Annotated in this window: 17 protein-coding genes; 12 read left to right on the forward strand and 5 right to left on the reverse strand. The window is 66.6% G+C overall.

The window, feature by feature from the left end:
* Positions 1-93 precede the first annotated feature (93 nt).
* A complete protein-coding gene (locus G341_RS0108035; RefSeq protein ID WP_155826843.1) occupies positions 94-432 on the reverse strand; it encodes a transcriptional regulator in 339 nt (112 codons plus the stop codon).
* The gene (locus G341_RS0108040; RefSeq protein WP_018178606.1) at positions 417-881 is read right to left on the reverse strand and encodes a hypothetical protein; all 465 of its coding nucleotides are present in this window, start codon (positions 879-881) and stop codon (positions 417-419) included. The genes G341_RS0108035 and G341_RS0108040 overlap by 16 nt, the downstream gene beginning before the upstream one ends.
* 187 nt (positions 882-1,068) lie before the next feature.
* Here G341_RS0108040 and G341_RS0108045 point away from each other — a divergent pair, with 187 nt between their 5' ends.
* Both G341_RS0108045 and G341_RS0108050 read left to right on the forward strand, forming a co-directional pair.
* Complete coding sequence (locus G341_RS0108045) at positions 1,069-1,887, forward strand: DUF2786 domain-containing protein (RefSeq protein ID WP_018178607.1); 819 nt, start codon at positions 1,069-1,071, stop codon at positions 1,885-1,887.
* Positions 1,888-1,899: 12 nt separating this feature from the next.
* Positions 1,900-2,397: a TIGR04338 family metallohydrolase gene (locus G341_RS0108050; protein ID WP_018178608.1), complete on the forward strand. Its 498-nt coding sequence runs from the start codon at positions 1,900-1,902 to the stop codon at positions 2,395-2,397.
* 3 nt (positions 2,398-2,400) lie between these two features.
* On the opposite strand, the gene G341_RS21460 is transcribed toward G341_RS0108050, so the two are convergent.
* Positions 2,401-3,198 carry an AraC family transcriptional regulator gene (locus tag G341_RS21460; protein ID WP_018178609.1) on the reverse strand — a complete coding sequence of 266 codons (798 nt, stop codon included), beginning with the start codon at positions 3,196-3,198 and terminating at the stop codon, positions 2,401-2,403.
* 50 nt (positions 3,199-3,248) lie between these two features.
* On the opposite strand from G341_RS21460, the gene G341_RS0108060 reads away from it, so the two are divergent.
* On the forward strand, positions 3,249-3,767 hold the full coding sequence (locus tag G341_RS0108060) for a VOC family protein (RefSeq protein WP_018178610.1): 519 nt from the start codon (positions 3,249-3,251) through the stop codon (positions 3,765-3,767).
* A gap of 105 nt (positions 3,768-3,872) precedes the next feature.
* On the opposite strand, the gene G341_RS0108065 is transcribed toward G341_RS0108060, so the two are convergent.
* Entirely contained in the window at positions 3,873-5,891 is a 2,019-nt protein-coding gene (locus G341_RS0108065; RefSeq protein ID WP_018178611.1) for a CocE/NonD family hydrolase, read from the reverse strand.
* A 485-nt stretch (positions 5,892-6,376) separates the two neighbouring features.
* Between G341_RS0108065 and rplJ the strand changes: the two genes are divergently transcribed.
* Positions 6,377-6,904, forward strand: a complete 528-nt coding sequence (gene rplJ / locus G341_RS0108070; RefSeq protein WP_018178612.1) for a 50S ribosomal protein L10 — start codon at positions 6,377-6,379, stop codon at positions 6,902-6,904.
* Between the two features lie 38 nt (positions 6,905-6,942).
* Complete coding sequence (rplL, locus tag G341_RS0108075) at positions 6,943-7,335, forward strand: 50S ribosomal protein L7/L12 (RefSeq protein ID WP_018178613.1); 393 nt, start codon at positions 6,943-6,945, stop codon at positions 7,333-7,335.
* A 179-nt stretch (positions 7,336-7,514) separates the two neighbouring features.
* Here rplL and G341_RS21465 read toward each other — a convergent pair whose 3' ends face one another.
* Entirely contained in the window at positions 7,515-8,264 is a 750-nt protein-coding gene (locus G341_RS21465) for a class I SAM-dependent methyltransferase (RefSeq protein ID WP_018178614.1), read from the reverse strand.
* Positions 8,265-8,387: 123 nt separating this feature from the next.
* On the opposite strand from G341_RS21465, the gene G341_RS0108085 reads away from it, so the two are divergent.
* The 7 genes from G341_RS0108085 to G341_RS0108115 all read left to right on the forward strand — a co-directional run bounded on the left by G341_RS0108085 (position 8,388) and on the right by G341_RS0108115 (position 21,262).
* Complete coding sequence (locus G341_RS0108085; protein WP_018178615.1) at positions 8,388-9,515, forward strand: ABC transporter ATP-binding protein; 1,128 nt, start codon at positions 8,388-8,390, stop codon at positions 9,513-9,515.
* A 189-nt stretch (positions 9,516-9,704) separates the two neighbouring features.
* Positions 9,705-10,649, forward strand: a complete 945-nt coding sequence (locus G341_RS0108090; protein ID WP_043451001.1) for an ABC transporter ATP-binding protein — start codon at positions 9,705-9,707, stop codon at positions 10,647-10,649.
* The gene (locus tag G341_RS0108095) at positions 10,646-11,383 is read left to right on the forward strand and encodes an ABC transporter permease (protein ID WP_026303401.1); all 738 of its coding nucleotides are present in this window, start codon (positions 10,646-10,648) and stop codon (positions 11,381-11,383) included. Before G341_RS0108090 ends, G341_RS0108095 begins: the two co-directional genes overlap by 4 nt.
* On the forward strand, positions 11,374-12,717 hold the full coding sequence (locus G341_RS0108100; protein ID WP_018178618.1) for a sensor histidine kinase: 1,344 nt from the start codon (positions 11,374-11,376) through the stop codon (positions 12,715-12,717). Before G341_RS0108095 ends, G341_RS0108100 begins: the two co-directional genes overlap by 10 nt.
* Entirely contained in the window at positions 12,714-13,349 is a 636-nt protein-coding gene (locus G341_RS0108105) for a response regulator (protein ID WP_018178619.1), read from the forward strand. The genes G341_RS0108100 and G341_RS0108105 overlap by 4 nt, the downstream gene beginning before the upstream one ends.
* A 378-nt stretch (positions 13,350-13,727) precedes the next feature.
* On the forward strand, positions 13,728-17,255 hold the full coding sequence (gene rpoB / locus G341_RS0108110; RefSeq protein ID WP_187329168.1) for a DNA-directed RNA polymerase subunit beta: 3,528 nt from the start codon (positions 13,728-13,730) through the stop codon (positions 17,253-17,255).
* A gap of 50 nt (positions 17,256-17,305) precedes the next feature.
* The gene (locus G341_RS0108115; protein ID WP_018178621.1) at positions 17,306-21,262 is read left to right on the forward strand and encodes a DNA-directed RNA polymerase subunit beta'; all 3,957 of its coding nucleotides are present in this window, start codon (positions 17,306-17,308) and stop codon (positions 21,260-21,262) included.
* The last annotated feature ends 31 nt before the right edge of the window (positions 21,263-21,293 follow it).

The following is a 21,293-nucleotide window of genomic DNA, read 5'->3' on the forward strand; positions in this document are numbered from 1 at the left end:
TCGCCCGCGGATACTCGCTTCGAACCGCCCGGTTCGCGCCAGAGATGGTGCGGGCCGGGCGGTTTCGTCTCACTCGGAGACCTTCGCGCTAGTTCAGAGCGCGTCGTCGTGGTCGACCGCGGTGTTGATGATTCCCCGCAGCGCGGCGACATGGCCGGCGAATGCGGCGCGTCCGGCTGTGGTCAGGCTGGCCCGCACGCTGCGGCGACGTCCGGTGCTCGGGCGTCGGGTATCGACGTAGCCGGCCGCCTCCAGCGTGGAGAGGTGTTTGGACAGCGCCGAATCCGACAGCGCCAGCTGCTCTTTGAGGTAGGCGAAGTCGACCCAGTCGGCGGCGGCCAGGATCGCGACGAGCGAGATCCTCGGGCTGGGGTGGATGAGCGGGTCGAACCGTGGCTCGGTGCCCGGGGTATCGGTCATGCGTGCAGCCATCGACGCAGCGTCGCGAAGATCTCCGGTCCGCCGAAGCCCACGATCATCGCGACGATGACCGCCGCCCAGATCGTCGGGTGGTCGGTGCCGTCGGCATTCAGGGCGACCGCGGCCGCGATGGTGATCGCGACCAGCCCGACCAGGATTCCGATGACGATCGCGGGCACCCTGCGGCTCACCGCCGTCCGGCTCAGTTGCAGCCGACGGCTGCCGCGACGACCGTCGAGGTACCGCTGTGCAACCACGGAGTGGCCGACGCCGAATGCCACGGTGGCGACGGTGACCAGCCACGCCGGCCCGAACTGGCCGATGGCGCCGAGTGCCAGCCAGCCTGCGGCCATGCACCACCAGTACATCCGCGGCAGGCCGACATTCGCCAGGGTCTGCTGCTCGGCGTGATCGGCGGCGGACAGCGCATCGCGCGCCTGTGCCGGATCGATGTCGTTCATGGGATCACCTCCGCGTTATTACTTTCCTATCTGGAAAGTAATAGTCTACTTTCCCGACAGGAAAGTCAAGCGGGGTATACGGCGGAGATCGGGTCCGTCGTGAAAAGTCGCGTGTGCGTGAGTAATTCGCGGGTCCGAATGGGCTGCGTGGCCGATTCTGTCGGGTGCCGGGCATACTGTCGGTGGCATGCGAGACGACAAACTCCTCACCAAGATCGGCGGCCTGCTGCGCCAGGCCGAGGGCACCGACAACGAGCACGAGGCGCAGGCCTTTCTGCAGGCCGCGCAGCGGTTGGCGACCGCCGCGTCGGTCGACCTGGCGGTGGCCCGGGCGCATGATCCGGCGGCCCGCAATCGGGCCACACCGGTGCAGCGCAAGATCGAGATCGGACCGGCGGGCAAACGCGGGCTCAAGACCTACGTGGCGCTGTTCCTGGCGATCGCCCATGCCAACGATGTCCGCTGCGACATCGCCAGCAATGCGACCTACGTGCTGGCGTTCGGGTTCGCCGGCGATATCGACGCGATCGAGGCGCTGTACTCCTCGCTGGTGGTGCAGATGGTCGCTGCCAGCGATGCGTATCTCAAGTCCGGCGCCTATCGCGGGCAGACCGCGCAGCGGGTCGTGACCCAGACCCACGGCTGGTACCGGCGCCGCGTCGTCGAGGAGAAGAAGTTGTCGCCGATCACCGCGCGACTGAACTTTCAGCATGCGTTCGCCGAGCGCATCGGTGCCCGGCTCTCGGAGGCTAGGGATGAGGCGCTGGCCACCGCGGCGGTGGCCGAGGCCGCTCCGAAGAGCACGGCGCTGGCGTTGCGCGACAAAGAGCTCGAGGTCCGCGATTTCCATGCCGCCGAGTCGTCGGCGCGCGGCAGCTGGCAGCCGGTGAGCGCGTCTGCCGGTTACTCGTCGGCCGCCCGGCGGGCGGGCGACCGGGCCGGTCGGCGGGCACGCATAGGGGAACAGGCGCAGTTCGGCGCGGCCTCTAAGGCCCTGGACGCGTGAGCAGCTGAAGGGGTGACGGCACCCGATACGGGACGGGCTCGGCTCTACTCGGCGGAGACCGTGGTGCACCGCATCTTCGACAACGCGGCGGCAGGCGCGAATCAGTTGACGGTCGGCGGCACCACGGTGACCGTGCCCGCCGAGGCCAAGTTCGCGACCGTCGAGTCGATGCAGCGCTATGTGGATTCGGTGCTCGCGATGGGGCCGGTGGCAGAGCTGGCCGGCGGGAAGCCCACGAGCGTGCGGGTGCGCGCGCGACGGGGCTCGACCGCGGCGCACTACGAGCGTGAGGCCGCGACCATCGCGGTGCCGATGCAGTCCGATGCCCGGTGGGCGCAGCGCGAGCTGGTCCTACTGCATGAGTTGGCGCATCATCTGGACCGTGGCGACGGGCCGTCGCATGGACGGGATTTCGTGCGCGGCTATGTCGACCTGGCCGAGGCGGTGATGGGCCCGGAGGCGGCATTCATCATGCGGATCACGTTCGCCGAGAACGGTGTTCGCCTCTGACGGTCAGCGATCAGGGGCTGCGGTCGCCGTCTGTTTGGGTGTCTCGCCGATGATGCGACGATAGCTCCGCGAGAAGTGCGGGTAGTCGGCGAAGCCGAGGTCGGCGGCGAGCGCGCTGATGTCGCTGTCGGGCGCCGTGAACAGGGTCGTGGCCGCCTCCTGCATGCGCCGGCATTCGATCAGCCACTTCGGCGTCACGCCGAGCCGATCGCGCACTGCGCGTTCCAGCGTGCGTGGCGTGACGCCGACGGCGTCGGCAAGCTCTCCGGCCCGCAGCAGGTTTCGATCGTTCTCGGCCAGGTCGCAGGCCGCGGACACAAGGCGGGCGGTGTCGTCGAGTCGGCCGATCATCGGGGTGAGCCAGCTGCGCAAGATGGTCACCAGCGTGCCGCGCGAGTCCGCCGACCAATCGGTGAGCACGTCCCGCACCCGCGCGGCCGGCGCATCGGGCAGCGGCATGCCGGCGGTGTCGACCTCATTCGGCTTGGGCGAAAACAGCATTCCGGCCCCGGGCCGCAGCAGCAGCCCGACGCCCCAGGATGCGCCCTCGAGCTCGCGGATCTGCACATGCGGCAGCGGCGGGTAGAGCGCGCAGCCATCGGGTTCGAACACCGCGTTGAAGGCGGGATAGCTGAGCACCCGCTGGCGCTGCGTGATGCCCGCCGGCAGCTGCCACCGCACCAGCCATACGTGCCGAAGTATTTCGCGCAGGTCGTCGCCGAGTTCGAAGCGGTCGAAATGTACGCCGGGGGCGCCGGGGTTCAGATGACCGCGCGACGTCGGCTCGGCGGAATCAGTCACGTCGCAAAAGTACTATCGATCACCGACAGGCCCCAGCGAGCATGGTTGTCATGAATACGAATTCCACTGTCACCGAATCGATTCGTCCCGCGACGGGCGAGCACACCACCAAAGGCACCCCGCACGGCGTCAGCGCGATCACGCCGCATATCGCCGTCAGCCGCGGGATGGAGGCGCTCGACTTCTACCGCGACGTCCTGGGTGCGCGCATCCTTGATGTCGCCGAGATCGGCGGGATCGTGGCGCACGCTGTCCTCGACTTCGGAAACGGACAGCTGACGCTCAGCGAGGCGCAGCCCGCCTACGCCCTCGTCGCGCCCGATCCCGCCGGGGACGATGTCACCTATTCGTTGGCGCTGTACCTGCCCGACGTCGACGCGGCCTTCGAGCGGGCCGTCGCCGCCGGTGCGCGGGTACGGGAACAACCGGCGACCTTCGTCAGCGGGGATCGCTTCGCGTCCGTCATCGACCCGTTCGGGGTGCGGTGGGCGCTGATGACCCGCGTCGAGGACCTGTCGTTCGAGGAGAGCGCGCGGCGCGTCGCCGAGTGGGCGGCGGCGCAGGGCTAGTCCCAGCCACAACACGTTTCCAACCTCTGAGGTCATCCGCGACACCGAAAGGTCGTCGTGGATGACCTCAGCCGTCGGAGACTCCGGATCGATGGTGAACGCGGCTCAGCGCCAGCCGGTCTCGCCGAGCGTCCGCAGCGTCAGGTAGCTCGGTCGCAGCGGGTCCAGGACCAGCCGCTGCGGACGGCGACGGATCCGGCGGATGTCCGGGATGACGCTGAGGAAGCGCGGGAAGCTGCCCGCGTAGATGTCGACCCGCAGCCGATGCCCGGGTTCGAGCACGGCGTCGGTCGGCACCAGGTCGATGTCGAGCTCGATGGCCTCGCCGGGGCGGACCGGCTGCTTGGTCGGCCGGGTCAGCGGATGATGCGCCAGCAGCAACTCGCCGTCCTCGTCGTACTCCGACCGCTCCGGATCCAGGCTGCGGTTGGTGCCCATCAGTGCGCCGTTGGTCAGGACCGTCGACGTGCCGTCGGGCGCGACATCGTTCACCGTCACCGCCCACATCTGTTCGTGGGTCTCACCGATGGCGCGCAGGTGCAGGTTCAGCGCGCCGGAGATCTGCACGGGATCGACGACCGGGGCCGAGGTGAACGACAGGCCGCCGCGCTCCTGGTAGCGGGCGTCGGTGGTGAAGGACTTGCCGAGCACCATGGTCGCGCCGGCCGTCACCTGTGTCATGTCCCGCGAAATCAGCCCGCGCACATTGGGATTCACCGGCAGCTCGGCCGCCTGATCGGGGATCGTGGACTGCAGCGTGCCGTCATGCTTGGCATGCTCGGCCGTGCCCGACCCGAGGGGCGACAGGTAGCAGATGGTGGTCTCGAAGCCGGGGCGCGGGAACGACTGGCCGCACGACCACGAACCGCCCTGCTGCTCCATGGTCACCGGGCCGTAGCGGTCGACGCCGTTGTCGATGCCCTTGAGCCAGCGGTCGAACCACGCCCGCTCCAGCACATCCAGCCGCGGCGGATCGAACTGTCGGCCCAGTCCCGCACCGGCATTCACGTGGTAGCCGTCGAACATCATCAGCTGCTTCTGGCCGGCCGGCAGCTGCAGCCGCGCGAAAGTGCGCGGCGTGCCGCGACCGAAGAGGTCGTGCCACCCACCGAACAGGAAGGTCGGCGCCGTGATGTTCTCGACCTTCGGATCCCGCTCGTCGAAGAACGGATCGTCGAACAGTCGGGGATCGTCCCCGGTGAGGAATCCCTTTGCCAGCGTTCCCAATTCGGTGGCCGGGGACTTGATCCGGTCGATCAGCCAGCGCAGCGCGTGCCCGTCGAGCAGGTCGCGCACCGGGGTGGTCGGGTTGGGCAGCCACTTGACGGCGTTGACCACGGCCAGCCAGAACGGGATGAAGAACGAGGGCGCGCCGCCGGTGATGTAGATGTCACGGACGATGTCCTCGCAACCCTCGACGGCGAAGACTGCCTTGAGACAGTCGGGTCGCTTGTCGGCGGCCTGCAGCGAGTTGATCGCCGAGTACGACCAGCCGGCCATGCCGACCGCGCCGTCGCACCAGGGTTGTGCCGCAATCCAATTCAGGATCTCCACGGAGTCGAGCTGCTCGCGCTCGCCGAGGATCTGCCATTCGCCGGTGGACGCTCCGGTGCCGCGGACGTCGACGATCACCTGGACGTAGCCGCTGCGCACCAGGCTGCGATTGATGCCGAAGACGTCGAAGACGCCGCCGGACACCGTGCGGGTCAGGTCGGTGACGCCACCCAGCGGCGTGCCCGACAGATCCGCCGCGGCCGATGCGCGGCGCAGGGCGTTGCCGACGACCGGGGTGTGCAGCCCGTGATCGATGGCGTCCACCACGAGCCGGTTGTACGGATTGATGTTGACGACAGTCGGCAGGGGCCCGGCGACCGGCACCCCGACCGTGTTCGCGGGACGGATCACGGTCGCGCGCAGCCGGGCCCCGTCGCTCATGTGCACGGTGACGCCGCGATCGATGTGGACACGCGGATGGGCGGCCGGGCCGTCGACGAGTTCGCGCCACAGGAGCGCGTCGGCGCCGCCGGTCGGATCCCCGAGGGGGAGGGTGTGTGTGGTCGCGGTGCCCGGATCGGGGGCGCCGAATGCTTTCGCTCTGCCCCGCGGGTCTACCTGGAATGCCATCACGTCCCCCTAGTCCGGCGCCGACCGTCCGGGCCGCCGGGGAGGCGGCTCGTCCGGCACCTCGTTGTGCCTGCGTGCCCAGGTGCTTCGCCGTGGAGAACCGGCGATTCACTGTGGACCATTATTCGCGACTCTAACCGAGCACTCGCTTGGTTGGTAGTGCAAGCAACTAGTTCAACGCTGATTGATAGCTGATTTATCCCCACTCGCTCCCGATTTGTTTCCTGGGGGAGCGGACCGGTAGCCTTGCTCAGTCGGAGTCCGCTTGCGGGCTCGGCAGTTCAACCAGAGACCGTTGGTCGCCGGGTTAGCCCGGACGAAGGATCGGCAGTGATGTCGACGACCCACGCAGGGAGAACGGAAGCGTCGATCCCCTCGGGATCCGTGTGCGCCCCGTGCCCTGTGGCCGGGGCGTTCGTCATTTCCGCACTTTTCTTCGTCCCGGTCGGCCCACGACCGGATGACATTTGGAAAGGAGGCGAAGTATGGCCAAGCCCGAAAAGGTCGCCGCAGTCGCGGAGATCAGCGAGCAGTTCAAGGGCGCGACGGCAACCGTCGTGACCGAGTACCGCGGGCTGACCGTCACCCAGCTGGGTGATCTGCGTCGGTCGCTCGGTGAAGGTGCAACCTACTCCGTCGCCAAGAACACCCTGGTCAAGCTCGCCGCGAAAGAGGCGGGCGTGGAAGGCCTCGACGAGCTGTTCACGGGTCCGACCGCCATCGCCTTCATTGAGGGCGAGCCGGTGGTTGCGGCCAAGGCAATCAAGAATTTTGCCAAGGACAACAAGGCTCTCGTTATCAAGGGCGGGTACATGGACGGCAAAGCGCTGTCCATTGCCGAGATCGAGCAGATCGCCGACCTTGAGACGCGGGAAGTCTTGCTGGCCAAGCTCGCGGGTGCCATGAAGGGCAACTTGGCGAAGGCCGCGGGTCTGTTCAACCAGCCCGCATCCCAGGTGGCACGTCTTGCCGCCGCCCTGCAGGACAAGAAGTCCGCCGCAGGCGAGGAATAACCCTCACCCCCAACACTTAGAACGAAAGGACGCCAATCATGGCAAAGCTCAGTGCTGACGAGCTCATCGACCAGTTCAAGGAACTGACCCTGCTGGAGCTCAGCGACTTCGTGAAGAAGTTCGAAGAGGTCTTCGAGGTCACCGCGGCCGCTCCGGTCGCCGTCGCCGCTGCCGGTGCTCCGGCCGCCGGTGGTGCCGCTGACGCCGCTGCCGAGCAGGACGAGTTCGACGTCGTCCTCGAGTCGGCCGGCGACAAGAAGATCCAGGTCATCAAGGTCGTCCGCGAGGTCGTCTCGGGTCTGGGCCTGAAGGAAGCCAAGGACCTCGTCGAGGGCGCTCCGAAGGCTCTCCTGGAGAAGGTCGACAAGGACGCCGCCGAGGCTGCCAAGGCCAAGCTCGAAGAGGCCGGCGCGACCGTCTCGGTCAAGTAAGACCAGCTCCTTACGCGCAGATCCGCGTCACCCTCACTGAGGGTGGCGCGGATCTTGCGTTCAGGCCGTTTGTCGAGCGCACGCATCTCGTGTCAGAGTCGCGAGGACCAGCAGGTTCTGATTGTCCTCGGTGCCTTTGTTTGTCGGGTTTGTCTGTCGGAGTACCCGGGCTGGTGTGACTAGGGGCGGTGCGCCCACATGCTGAAGCAGCCGGTGTCGGCGTGGACGTCCTGGCCGCCCAGCAGGTTCTCCAGATCGGTGCGCATCGCCCGCGCAGTGCCGGCCGGCAGGGTCAGCTGCACCGAGTAGGTGAACAGCAGTGCCAGGTAGTCGTCGGCAGAGTATATGGTTGTGCGGTCGTACTGCCTTGTCTCGCAGGTGAATCCGGCGGAGGTTAGGGTGGCGGCGACCTCGTCGGCGGCCTTGCCGCGGCCGCGTGCATGCGGGGCTTTGCCGGAGTGTCGGCCCATGACCTCCTCGAACTGCGCCTGCGAGGGCGTCAACGCCTGGATCCGGTTCCAAGCCAGCACCAGGTTCCCGCCTGGGTTCAACAGGCCGAACACCTTAGGTGCGGCGAGCGCGGGGTTCACCCAGTGCCACGACTGCCCGAAGGTGATCAGGTCGACGGCCCGCCCCCGAGGGTCCCAGTCCTCGAATCTCCCTCCCTCAACGGTGAGTCCGCGCCGGGCGGCCACAGCTGCCATCTCCGGATCCGGGTCGATGCCGGTGACGTCGATCCCGCGGGCGGCGATCGATTGGGCCAGCAGTCCGGTTCCGCAGCCGATGTCGAACGCGGTCTGGGCCCCGGTACCTGCGAGATCGTCGATCAGCGCGGGCGGATAGGTGGGCCGATAGCGGTCATAGTTAGCGGCGACCGACCCGAATGATTCGGCGCGCTGTCGGTTCTCGAATTGCTTCGTCTCGCTCACGGACCCAGTGTGCTCCGCGCAAGTATCAATCGATTGCGACACCACCATTCGTGGCATCGCAGACGTACGCTAAAGTGACGCGAACCACTCTCGTCGTGGCATGTTTCTCGGAAGGGCACAGCTGTGGGTGTAGAAGTACAGACCATCGAACTGACCAAGTCGTTCGGGTCGCAGAATATCTGGCGCGATGTGTCGCTCACGCTGCCCGAGGGTGAGGTCAGCGTCATGCTGGGCCCGTCCGGCACCGGCAAGTCGGTATACCTGAAGACGCTGATCGGTCTGCTGCATCCCGACCACGGCTCGGTCATCGTTGATGGCACGGACATCACCAAATGTTCGTCGAAAGAGCTCTACGAGATCCGCAAGCTGTTCGGCGTGCTGTTCCAGGACGGCGCGCTGTTCGGCTCCATGAACATCTTCGACAACACCGCTTTCCCGCTTCGTGAGCACACGAAGAAGAAGGAGAGCGAGATCAAGAAGATCACCATGGAGAAGCTCGAAATGGTGGGTCTGCTCGGCGCCGAGGACAAGCTCCCCGGCGAGATCTCCGGCGGTATGCGCAAGCGTGCCGGCCTGGCCCGCGCCCTGGTGCTCGACCCGCAGATCATCCTGTGCGACGAGCCCGACTCGGGTCTGGACCCGGTGCGTACCGCATACATCAGCCAGCTGCTGATCGACATCAACGCGCAGATCGATGCCACCGTCCTGATCGTCACGCACAACATCAACATCGCCCGGACCGTGCCGGACAACATCGGCATGCTCTTCCGCAAGGAGCTGGTCATGTTCGGCCCCCGCGAGGTGCTGCTCACCTCGGAGGAGCCGGTGGTCAAGCAGTTCCTGCGCGGCTCGCGTATCGGCCCGATCGGCATGTCGGAGGAGAAGGACGAGGCGCAGATGGCCGAAGAGCAGGCGATGCTCGAGCGCGGCCAGACCGACGGTGGCACCGCCGAAGACGTCTTCGGCATTCAGCCGCAGATGCAACCGACCCCGGGTATGCCGGTCCGCCAGGGTGCTCTGCGCCGCGAGGCCCGCGTGCGCGAGATCCTGCATACGCTGCCGCCGGCCGCTCAGCAGGCGATTTTGGAGAGCTTCGATCAGACTCACGCCGGTGCGGCGGGGCAGCCGACTGCACAGGTCGGAGCTGCCGAGCCGACGCTGCCGGTGAACGCCGACGAGCCGACCGGTCCGGTCGCCGATCTTGATGCGCGCACCGAGCAGTTCCCGGCCTACCGGTCCGACGAGAACTGATCGCACCGGTCTCGTTCTTCGACCATCGACTCGATCCGCACCGGAATCCGGTGCGGATCGAGTCGTTTCCGGCGTCTGCGGTGCCGCCCGTCCCACGCCGCTGCCGGCCCGCGGCGTCCACTGATCGGCTGATCCAGAACCGGTCATCCGGTGGATCCGCCGGCGGCCGCTCCCGACGATCCTGGTCTCATGGCAATGATCGAAGTCCAAGGATTGACCAAGAGCTATGGCGGCACCGACGTGGTGCGCGGTGTCGACTTCGAGGTATCCGAGGGTGAGATCTTCGGCATCCTCGGACCGAACGGCGCCGGAAAGACGACCACCGTCGAATGCATCGGGGGGTTGCGTACCCGCGACGCCGGGCATGTGCGCGTCGCCGGCTTCGACCCGGCCGACGAGGATCGAGGCCTGCGCGAGGCGTTGGGAATCCAGCTGCAGGAGAGCCGGCTGCCGGACAAGCAGACGGTCGGCGAGGCGATGCGGCTGTATTCGAGCTTCTACTCGGCGCCGCGGGATTGGCGGGAACTTCTCGAACGCCTCGACATCCGATCGCAGGAGCGCACCTACTTCGGAAACCTGTCCGGCGGACAGAAGCAGCGACTGTCGGTGGCGCTGGCGCTCGTCGGCAACCCGAAGGTCGCGATACTCGACGAGCTGACGACCGGCCTCGACCCCAGCGCCCGCCGCGAGGTGTGGGGCCTGCTGGAAGACCTCAAGGACACCGGGGTGACATTCCTACTGGTCAGCCACTTCATGGAAGAGGCCGAGCGGTTGTGCGATCGGGTGGCCGTCATCAACGCGGGGCGGATCGTCGCGCTGGATACCCCGGCGGATCTGGCCGCCGCGGTGCACACCGATCAGCGGATGTCCTTCATCCCCACCGCGGGCGTGGATCCGGACGTGCTCACCGCGTTGCCGGACGTCCATCGCATCGACCACATCGGCGACCGCGTCGTCGTCACCGGCACCGACAACGTGTCCTCGGCGGTGATCATCGCACTCCACGAACGCGGGATCGCATGCCAGAAGCTGCGTGTCGACCAGCCGGGTCTCGACGACGCGTTCCTCGCATTGACCCGGAACATCGCCACCCCCGAGCAGCACGGGTCCGAGAACCAAGGAGTTCACCGATGAGTTCAGCAACTGCTTTGATCGGCTCGGAAGCGCGCCTGCTGGCCCGCAATCCCGGCGTCGTGATCTGGACGGTCGTGCTGCCGGTAGCCGCGGCGATCGTCATCGCCTCGATCCCGTCGGCGCGTCGACCGGTCGACTCGTTCGACGGCCTGAGCGTCTTCCAGGTCTACCAACCCATCCTGGCCCTGTTCGTGCTGGCGATGCTCGCCGTGCAGGCGATGCCCGATGTCCTGACCCGGTACCGGGAGATGGGCGTGCTCAAGCGGCTGCGCACCACGCCGGTCTCGCCGGCACTGCTGCTCGCGGCGCAGTTCGTGTTGATCATGGCGGTGTCGTTCGTCTGTCTCGCGCTGATCGTCGTGATTCCGGGAATCATCTCGGGGCAGTGGCCGCACCACCTGGTCGGGTTCGTCGTCAGCTACCTGCTGGCCTGCTGGGCGTTTCTCGGCCTGGGCATGGTGATCGCGTCGTTGTTCCGAAATGCCAAGGTGGCGGCGGGATTCGGCACATTGGGGTTCTTCGTGCTCCAGTTCTTCGCCGGCCTGTGGATTCCGCGGTCGACGATGCCCGGCTGGATGCACACGATCTCGAACCTGACGCCGTCGGGCGCGGGCACGCAGGCGCTCGCCGACACCGCCACCACAGGCTGGCCTCCGATCGGCTTCTTCGGCACACTCATCGTGTGGGCAGCCGTCGCAACCGCGATCGCGATGCGGACCTTCAAATGGGAGTAGCCGCGCCGGATGGTCGCGCGGTCCGCAGCATCATCGTGCATCGGATTCCCGAACGTGAGCCCCGCGGTCGGTGGATGGACTGCCGCACCACGCTGACGTGGCCGGACACCCTGCTGCCGCCGGAATCGGAGCTGTGGGGCCTGCGGTTGCTCAACCTAGCCGGGCTGGTGGTTGCGCAGGTGGTCCCGGCGACCGCGACCCGACATCTCATCAGCGCGATCGCGATGGTTGCGCTGATGATCTTCACCGAATTCTGGATCCGGATCGAGATCGGCCCGGTATGGCGGCGATTCGCGGTGTTCGCGGTGAACACCGCGCTTCTCGCTGCGGCGATCGCCGCCACCCCGATGGCTGGTATCGCCTCCTGGTCGGGCTACATGCTCTACGCCTCGCTGTTCACCGGGGCGCCACTGCTGTTCTGTGTCGCCGGATCCTGCGTGCTGATGACGGCGACCCAGCGCAACGGCTGGCACAACCTGTCGGTGGTGTGGTGGGTGTCGATCCTCAGCTGGCTCTTGAATGTGGTCATCGGGCTGGCGGTGGTGGCCGTCATCGATGCACGGGAGACGACACTGCTGCGCCGCCGCGAACTCACCGACCAACTGCTCGCCGAACGATCGCGCAACGCCGATCTTCAGCAGGAGATCGTCGAGCAGGCCAGGCGGACCGGCGTACAGGACGAGCGGGCACGGTTGGCGCGAGAGCTGCACGACACGGTGGCGCAGGGGTTCGTCGCCGTCGTCACCCAGCTGGAATCGATCGACGAGGACGGCCTGGTGTCGGCGGCGCGTGAACGGGTGGACAACGCCAAGGCGCTGGCGCGAGAGGGGCTGGGCGAAGCCCGGCGAGCGGTCAACGCGCTGCAGCCCGTGCCGTTGGACTCCCGGTCGCTGCCGACAGCCCTGCAGGACCAGCTCACCGCGTTCGCCGGCCGCAACTCAGTGGCTGCCACCCTCCGGGTCGACGGCGAACCGCGCGTCGTCGACGGGGATGACTCGCTGCTGCGCATCGTGCAGGAGTCGCTCGCCAATATCGCCCGGCACGCGGGTGCCTCGCACGTCGTGGTGACCCTCACCTACCTCGACGACACCCTGCTGCTCGACATCCGCGATGACGGTCGCGGCTTCTGCCCACGAGACATCGAGCGCGGTACCGACGGCGGCTTCGGGCTCGTCACTATGACCGAACGCGCCGGGCTCATCGGCGGGGTCTTGGAGATCGAATCGGAACCGGGGGCGGGATGCGTCATCTCCGTGGCGGTCCCGACCGCGGCGCCGGGCCCGACGCAGGCGGCCGACGGTCGCGTGGCGCAAGCAACGGAGGCGGTCCGGTGACCAGCGGAAACTGCGCGCCGATCAGCATCATCGTCGTCGACGACCATCCCGTCGTGCGCGACGGCATTCGCGGCATGCTCGAGCGCGAACCGGGCATGGCGGTGATCGGCGAGGCTGGCGACGGCGCCGAGGCGCTCGAGCAGATCGGCCGGCTGCGGCCCGACGTGGTGCTGATGGACCTGCGCATGCCGGTCGTCGACGGGGTGACCGCGATCCGCCGGATGCGCGCCCTCGACGCTGAGCTGCCGCGCATCCTGGTGCTGACGACCTACGACACCGATACCGACATCCGCGCCGCCGTGGACGCCGGTGCGGACGGATACCTGTTGAAGGCGACCCCGCGTGCCGATCTGATCGCCGCGGTTCGTCGTGCCGCCGCCGGACATCGCGTCCTCGATCCCGGCGCAGCGGCGAGCCTGATGAGCCGTAATCGATTCGATGCCCTCACCGCACGCGAATGCGAGGTGCTGCGGGCGGTCGCCGGCGGCGGCACCAACCGTCAGGTCGCGGCCGACCTCATGATCAGCGAGGCGACGGTCAAAACGCACCTGCTCCGGCTGTATCCGAAGCTCGGCGTCAAGGACCGCGCGGCGGCTGTTCGGGTGGCCTTCGAACGCGGCCTCATCCGCTGACTCGGCGGCGCCGCAAGGCGATCCGGTCCGTGAACGGATCGTCAAAAGCTCAGAAAATACCCGCGTTTGGGCTTGACGTGCGCCGTGGCGAGTTGCACTCTGTTCGGTGAGGCCGCCAGCCTGCCGAATTCGCAGGCAGCCACCCGCGTGCCGGGCTGGCAGCTTCGAACTTTTGACTGCGCGTTGGTCAGCGCAGCTGCTATGGCAGTTCCGCCGTGTCTCTGATACAGTTGGACGTTGCGCTGGCTGCCTCCTGTCCACTTCACGATCCAACGACGTGTGTTCTTCGTCGTGTTCGGTATCGAGCCGTTTTCAGGTCGCATCAGCGACACCCTGAACAGGGAATTAACCGCAAACGGTTTGAACTAGCACACACACGTGTTGGAAGGACGCATCTTGGCAGTCTCCCGCCAGTCCAGCTCAACAGATAGCGCTTCGCGCTCTACGGTCCCCGGCGCACCGCACCGCGCCTCTTTTGCAAAGATCACCGAGCCCTTGCCGGTTCCGGGTCTGCTCGATCTGCAGCTCGAGTCGTTCGAGTGGCTCGTCGGCTCGCCCGAGTGGCGAGAGCGTGCGGCGGCTCGCGGCGAAGCGAACCCGACCGGTGGCCTCGAAGAGATCCTCACCGAGCTCTCGCCGATCGAGGACTTCTCCGGCTCGATGTCGCTGTCGTTCTCCGATCCGCGCTTCGACGAGGTCAAGGCCTCCGTCGAGGAGTGCAAGGACAAGGACATGACGTACGCGGCACCGCTGTTCGTCACGGCCGAGTTCATCAACAACAACACCGGTGAGATCAAGTCGCAGACCGTGTTCATGGGCGACTTCCCGATCATGACCGACAAGGGCAGCTTCATCATCAACGGCACCGAGCGTGTCGTGGTGAGCCAGCTGGTCCGCAGCCCCGGCGTGTACTTCGATGACACCATCGACAAGGCCACCGAGAAGACGCTGCACAGCGTCAAGGTGATCCCGAGCCGTGGCGCATGGCTCGAGTTCGACATCGACAAGCGCGACACCGTCGGCGTGCGTATCGACCGCAAGCGTCGCCAGTCGGTCACCGTGCTGCTCAAGGCCCTCGGTTGGAGCGCTGAGCAGATCACCCAGCGTTTCGGGTTCTCCGAGATCATGATGTCGACCCTGGAGAAGGACAACACGGCGGGCACCGACGAGGCGCTGCTGGAGGTCTACCGCAAGCTGCGTCCCGGCGAGCCGCCGACCAAGGAGTCCGCGCAGTCGCTGCTGGAGAATCTGTTCTTCAAGGAGAAGCGCTACGACCTGGCGCGCGTCGGTCGCTACAAGATCAACAAGAAGCTCGGCCTGACCGACAACCCGATGAGCGGTGACTCGGTCCTGACCGAGGACGACATCGTCGCCACCGTCGAGTACCTGGTGCGCCTGCACGAGGCCGACCCGCACACCGTCACCACGATGACCGTCCCCGGCGGCATCGAGGTCCCGGTCGAGGTCGACGATATCGACCATTTCGGCAACCGTCGTCTGCGTACCGTGGGCGAGCTGATCCAGAACCAGATCCGGGTCGGCCTCTCGCGCATGGAGCGCGTCGTCCGCGAGCGGATGACGACCCAGGACGTCGAGGCGATCACGCCGCAGACCCTGATCAACATCCGTCCCGTCGTGGCCGCGATCAAGGAGTTCTTCGGAACCTCGCAGCTGTCGCAGTTCATGGACCAGAACAACCCGCTGTCGGGTCTGACGCACAAGCGTCGTCTCTCGGCGCTGGGTCCCGGCGGTCTGTCGCGTGAGCGCGCCGGCCTCGAGGTCCGCGACGTCCACCCGTCGCACTACGGCCGCATGTGCCCGATCGAGACCCCTGAGGGCCCGAACATCGGTCTCATCGGGTCGCTGTCGGTGTACGCGCGGGTCAACCCGTTCGGTTTCATCGAGACGCCGTACCGCAAGGTGATCGACGGCAAGGTCTCCGACGTCCTGGAGTACCTGACCGCCGACGAAGAGGATCGGTACCTGATCGCTCAGGCCAACACGAACTTCGACGCCGACGGCACCATCACCGACGAGCGCGTGCTCGTTCGCAAGAAGGGCTCCGAGGTCGAGTTCGTGTCGGCGTCGCAGGTCGAGTACCTGGACGTCTCGCCGCGCCAGATGGTGTCGGTCGCGACCGCGATGATCCCGTTCCTCGAGCACGACGATGCTAACCGTGCCCTGATGGGCGCGAACATGCAGCGTCAGGCCGTGCCGCTGGTGCGCAGCGAGTCGCCCCTGGTCGGCACCGGCATGGAGCTGCGTGCCGCGGTCGACGCCGGTGACGTCATCATCAACTCGAAGTCCGGTGTGGTGGAAGAGGTTTCGGCCGACTACATCACCGTGATGGCTGATGACGGCACCCGGGAGACCTACCGGATGCGCAAGTTCGCGCGTTCGAACCAGGGCACCTGCGCCAACCAGCGTCCGATCGTGGACGAGGGCCAGCGCGTCGAGTCGGGCCAGGTCCTGGCCGACGGGCCGTGCACCGACAACGGTGAGATGGCGCTCGGCAAGAACCTGCTCGTGGCGATCATGCCGTGGGAAGGCCACAACTACGAGGACGCGATCATCCTGAGCCAGCGGCTCGTGGAGGAGGACACCCTCACCTCGATCCACATCGAGGAGCACGAGATCGACGCCCGCGACACCAAGCTGGGCGCCGAGGAGATCACCCGGGACATCCCGAACGTCTCCGACGAGGTGCTGGCCGATCTCGATGAGCGCGGCATCGTCCGCATCGGTGCCGAGGTCCGCGACGGCGACATCCTGGTCGGCAAGGTCACGCCGAAGGGCGAGACCGAGCTGACCCCGGAGGAGCGCCTGCTGCGTGCCATCTTCGGTGAGAAGGCCCGCGAGGTGCGCGACACCTCGCTGAAGGTGCCGCACGGTGAGACCGGAAAGGTGATCGGCGTCCGCGTCTTCAGCCGCGATGACGACGACGACCTGCCCCCGGGCGTCAACGAGCTGGTGCGGGTCTACGTCGCGCAGAAGCGCAAGATCCAGGACGGCGACAAGCTGGCCGGCCGCCACGGCAACAAGGGCGTCATCGGCAAGATCCTCCCGCAGGAGGACATGCCGTTCCTGCCCGACGGCACCCCGGTCGACATCATCCTGAACACCCACGGCGTGCCGCGGCGTATGAACATCGGCCAGATCCTGGAGACCCACCTCGGGTGGATCGCCAAGGCCGGTTGGAACATCGACGTGGCCGGCGGCGTTCCGGACTGGGCGTCGAAGCTGCCCGAGGACATGCTCTCGGCCGAGCCGGACACCAACACCGCGACGCCGGTGTTCGACGGTGCGACCGACGATGAGCTGACGGGTCTGCTGAGCTCGACCCTGCCGAACCGCGATGGTGAGGTCATGGTCAACGGCGACGGCAAGGCGATGTTGTTCGACGGCCGCTCCGGCGAGCCGTTCCCGTACCCGGTCTCGGTCGGCTACATGTACATCATCAAGCTGCACCACCTGGTCGACGACAAGATCCACGCGCGTTCGACCGGTCCGTACTCGATGATCACCCAGCAGCCGCTCGGCGGTAAGGCCCAGTTCGGTGGCCAGCGCTTCGGTGAGATGGAGTGCTGGGCGATGCAGGCCTACGGCGCGGCGTACACGCTGCAGGAGCTGCTCACCATCAAGTCGGACGACGTGGTCGGCCGCGTGAAGGTGTACGAGGCCATCGTCAAGGGCGAGAACATCCCGGAGCCGGGTATCCCCGAGTCGTTCAAGGTCCTCCTCAAGGAACTGCAGTCGCTCTGCCTGAACGTGGAGGTGCTGTCGTCCGACGGCGCGGCCATCACCATGCAGGACAGCGACGACGAGGACCTGGAGCGGGCCGCGGCCAACCTGGGAATCAACCTGTCGCGCAACGAATCCGCGACTGTCGACGATCTCGCGAACTGATCGCCGAACGACCAACTGACTGACTAGAAGAGACACTGGAAAGGCATTAAGTGCTCGACGTCAACTACTTCGATGAACTGAAGATCGGCCTGGCCACGGCCGATGACATCCACAACTGGTCGTACGGCGAGGTCAAGAAGCCGGAGACGATCAACTACCGCACGCTCAAGCCCGAGAAGGACGGCCTGTTCTGCGAGAAGATCTTCGGACCTACTCGCGACTGGGAGTGCTACTGCGGTAAGTACAAGCGCGTCCGCTTCAAGGGCATCATCTGCGAGCGCTGCGGCGTCGAGGTCACTCGCGCCAAGGTGCGTCGTGAGCGGATGGGCCACATCGAGCTGGCCGCGCCGGTCACCCACATCTGGTACTTCAAGGGCGTTCCGTCGCGCTTGGGCTACCTGCTCGATCTGGCGCCGAAGGATCTCGAGAAGATCATCTACTTCGCCGCCTACGTGATCACGGCCGTCGACGACGAGCTGCGGCACAACGAGCTCTCGACCCTCGAGGCCGAGATGGAGGTCGAGAAGAAGGGTGTCGCCGACGAGCGTGACTCCGATCTGGAGGCCCGGGCCAAGAAGCTCGAAGAGGATCTGGCCGAGCTGGAGAAGGAAGGCGCCAAGGCCGACGCCCGGCGCAAGGTCAAAGACTCGGGCGAGCGGGAGATGCGTCGCATCCGCGATGCCGCCCAGCGCAAGCTGGACGAGCTCGATGAGATCTGGAGCACCTTCACCAAGCTTGCGCCGAAGGACATGATCATCGACGAGCGGCTCTACCGTGAGCTGATCGACCGGTACGGCGAGTACTTCACCGGTGCGATGGGTGCCGAGGCGATCAAGAAGCTCCTCGAGACCTTCGACATCGACGCCGAGGCCGAGCTGCTGCGCGAGACCATCCGAAGCGGCAAGGGGCAGAAGAAGCTTCGCGCCCTCAAGCGCCTCAAGGTGGTCGCGGCGTTCCAGCAGTCGGGCAACTCGCCGCTGGGCATGGTGCTCGACGCGGTGCCGGTGATCCCACCGGAGCTGCGTCCGATGGTTCAGCTCGACGGTGGCCGCTTCGCCACGTCCGATCTGAACGATCTGTACCGCCGCGTCATCAACCGCAACAACCGCCTCAAGCGACTGATCGATCTGGGGGCGCCCGAGATCATCGTCAACAACGAGAAGCGGATGCTGCAGGAGTCGGTCGACGCCCTGTTCGACAACGGCCGCCGCGGCCGTCCGGTCACCGGACCGGGCAACCGTCCGCTGAAGTCGCTGTCGGATCTGCTCAAGGGCAAGCAGGGTCGTTTCCGTCAGAACCTGCTCGGCAAGCGCGTCGACTACTCGGGCCGTTCGGTCATCGTCGTCGGCCCGCAGCTGAAGCTGCACCAGTGCGGCCTGCCGAAGCTGATGGCGCTCGAGCTGTTCAAGCCGTTCGTGATGAAGCGACTGGTCGACCTGAACCAGGCGCAGAACATCAAGTCGGCCAAGCGCATGGTCGAGCGGCAGCGCCCCGCGGTGTGGGACGTCCTCGAAGAGGTCATTGCCGAGCATCCGGTGCTGCTGAACCGTGCGCCGACGCTGCACCGCCTGGGCATCCAGGCTTTCGAGCCGCAGCTGGTGGAGGGCAAGGCCATCCAGCTGCACCCGCTGGTGTGTGAGGCCTTCAACGCCGACTTCGACGGTGACCAGATGGCCGTGCACCTCCCGCTGAGTGCGGAGGCGCAGGCCGAGGCGCGCATCCTGATGCTGTCGTCGAACAACATCCTGTCGCCGGCATCGGGCCGACCGCTCGCCATGCCGCGTCTGGACATGGTCACCGGTCTGTACCACCTGACCACCCTCAAAGAGGAGGCGCTGGGTGCCTACACCGAGGCCACCAAGGATGACGTCGAACGCGGCGTGTACTCCAGCCCGGCCGAGGCCATCATGGCCGTCGACCGCGGTCTGCTGAGCGTCCAGGCTCCGATCAAGGTGCGGCTGACCGATCAGCGTCCGCCGGCCGACATCGAGGCCGAGGCGTTCCCGGACGGCTGGCAGCGCGGCGAGGCCTGGGAGCTGCACACGACCCTGGGCCGGGTGCTGTTCAACGAGCTGCTGCCGGCGAACTACCCGTTCGTCAACGAGCAGATGCCGAAGAAGCGTCAGGCGACGATCATCAACGATCTGGCCGAGCGCTACCCGATGATCGTGGTCGCGCAGACTGTCGACAAGCTGAAGGACGCCGGTTTCTACTGGGCGACCCGCAGCGGCGTCACGGTCTCGATGGCGGACGTTCTGGTCCCGCCGCAGAAGAAGGAGATCCTCGACAAGTACGAGGAGCGGGCCGACGGCCTGGAGCGCAAGTTCCAGCGTGGCGCGCTGACTCCGGACGAGCGGCGTGACGCCCTGGTGGAGATCTGGAAGCAGGCCACCGAGGAAGTCGGTAAGGCCATGGAGGACTTCTACCCGGACGACAACCCGATCACGATGATCCCGAAGTCGGGCGCGACCGGAAACATGACCCAGGTTCGTAACCTGTCGGGCATGAAGGGTCTGGTGACAAACCCGAAGGGTGAGTTCATCCCGCGGCCGATCAAGTCGTCCTTCCGTGAGGGCCTCACCGTCGCCGAGTACTTCATCAACACGCACGGCGCTCGAAAGGGTCTGGCGGACACCGCTCTTCGTACCGCTGACTCGGGCTACCTGACTCGTCGTCTCGTCGACGTCAGCCAGGACGTCATCGTGCGCGAGCACGACTGCGGCACCGAGCGCGGCATCATCGTGCCGATCGCCGAGAAGCTCAGCGACGGCACCATGGTCCGCGACGCGCACGTGGAGACCTCCGCGTACGCCCGCACCCTGGCCGCCGACGCACTCGACGCCGACGGCAACGTCGTGGTCGAGCGCGGTCACGACCTGGGCGACCCGGCGATCGACGCGCTGTTCGCAGCCGGCATCACCGAGGTCAAGGTCCGGTCGGTGCTCACCTGTGCCACCGGCACCGGCGTGTGCGCCACCTGCTACGGCCGCTCGATGGCGACCGGCAAGCTCGTCGACATCGGCGAGGCCGTCGGTATCGTCGCCGCGCAGTCGATCGGTGAGCCCGGTACCCAGCTGACCATGCGTACGTTCCACCAGGGTGGCGTCGGTGACGACATCACCGGTGGTCTGCCGCGTGTCCAGGAGCTGTTCGAGGCCCGCGTGCCTAAGGGCAAGGCCCCGATCGCCGAGGTCGCCGGTCGCATCCGGCTCGAGGACGACGACAAGTTCTACAAGATCACGATCATCCCGGATGACGGATCCGAAGAGGTTGTCATCGACAAGATCTCGAAGCGTCAGCGGCTGCGCGTCTTCAAGCACGAGGACGGCACCGAGCGGCTGCTCACCGATGGTGATCACGTCGACGTCGGTCAGCAGCTGATGGAAGGTGCTGCCGACCCGCACGAGGTGCTGCGTGTTCTGGGCCCGCGTCAGGTGCAGGTGCACCTGGTCAACGAGGTCCAGGAGGTCTACCGGAGCCAGGGTGTGTCGATCCACGACAAGCACATCGAGACCATCGTGCGTCAGATGCTGCGTCGCGTGACGATCATCGACTCGGGCTCGACGGAGTTCCTGCCGGGTGCGCTCACAGAGCGTGCCGAGTTCGAGGCGGAGAACCGTCGCGTGGTCGCCGAGGGCGGCGAGCCGGCTGCTGGTCGTCCGGTGCTCATGGGTATCACCAAGGCATCGCTGGCCACCGATTCGTGGCTGTCGGCGGCGTCGTTCCAGGAGACCACCCGCGTGCTCACCGATGCGGCCATCAACAGCCGCAGCGACAAGCTGATCGGTCTCAAGGAGAACGTGATCATCGGCAAGCTGATCCCGGCCGGTACCGGTATCAACCGCTACCGCAACATCCAGGTTCAGCCGACCGAAGAGGCCCGGGCCGCGGCGTACGCGGTGCCGTCGTACGACGACACCTACTACAGCCCGGACGGCACCTTCGGTGCGCCGAGCGGCGCTGCGGTGCCGCTGGACGACTACGGTTTCTCCAGCGATTACCGGTAATAGCCGCGCCTGAAGGCGCAAACCCGGAACG

It is taken from the genome of Jongsikchunia kroppenstedtii DSM 45133, from assembly GCF_000380485.1.
In the GTDB taxonomy this organism is placed as follows: Bacteria; Actinomycetota; Actinomycetes; order Mycobacteriales; family Mycobacteriaceae; genus Jongsikchunia; species Jongsikchunia kroppenstedtii.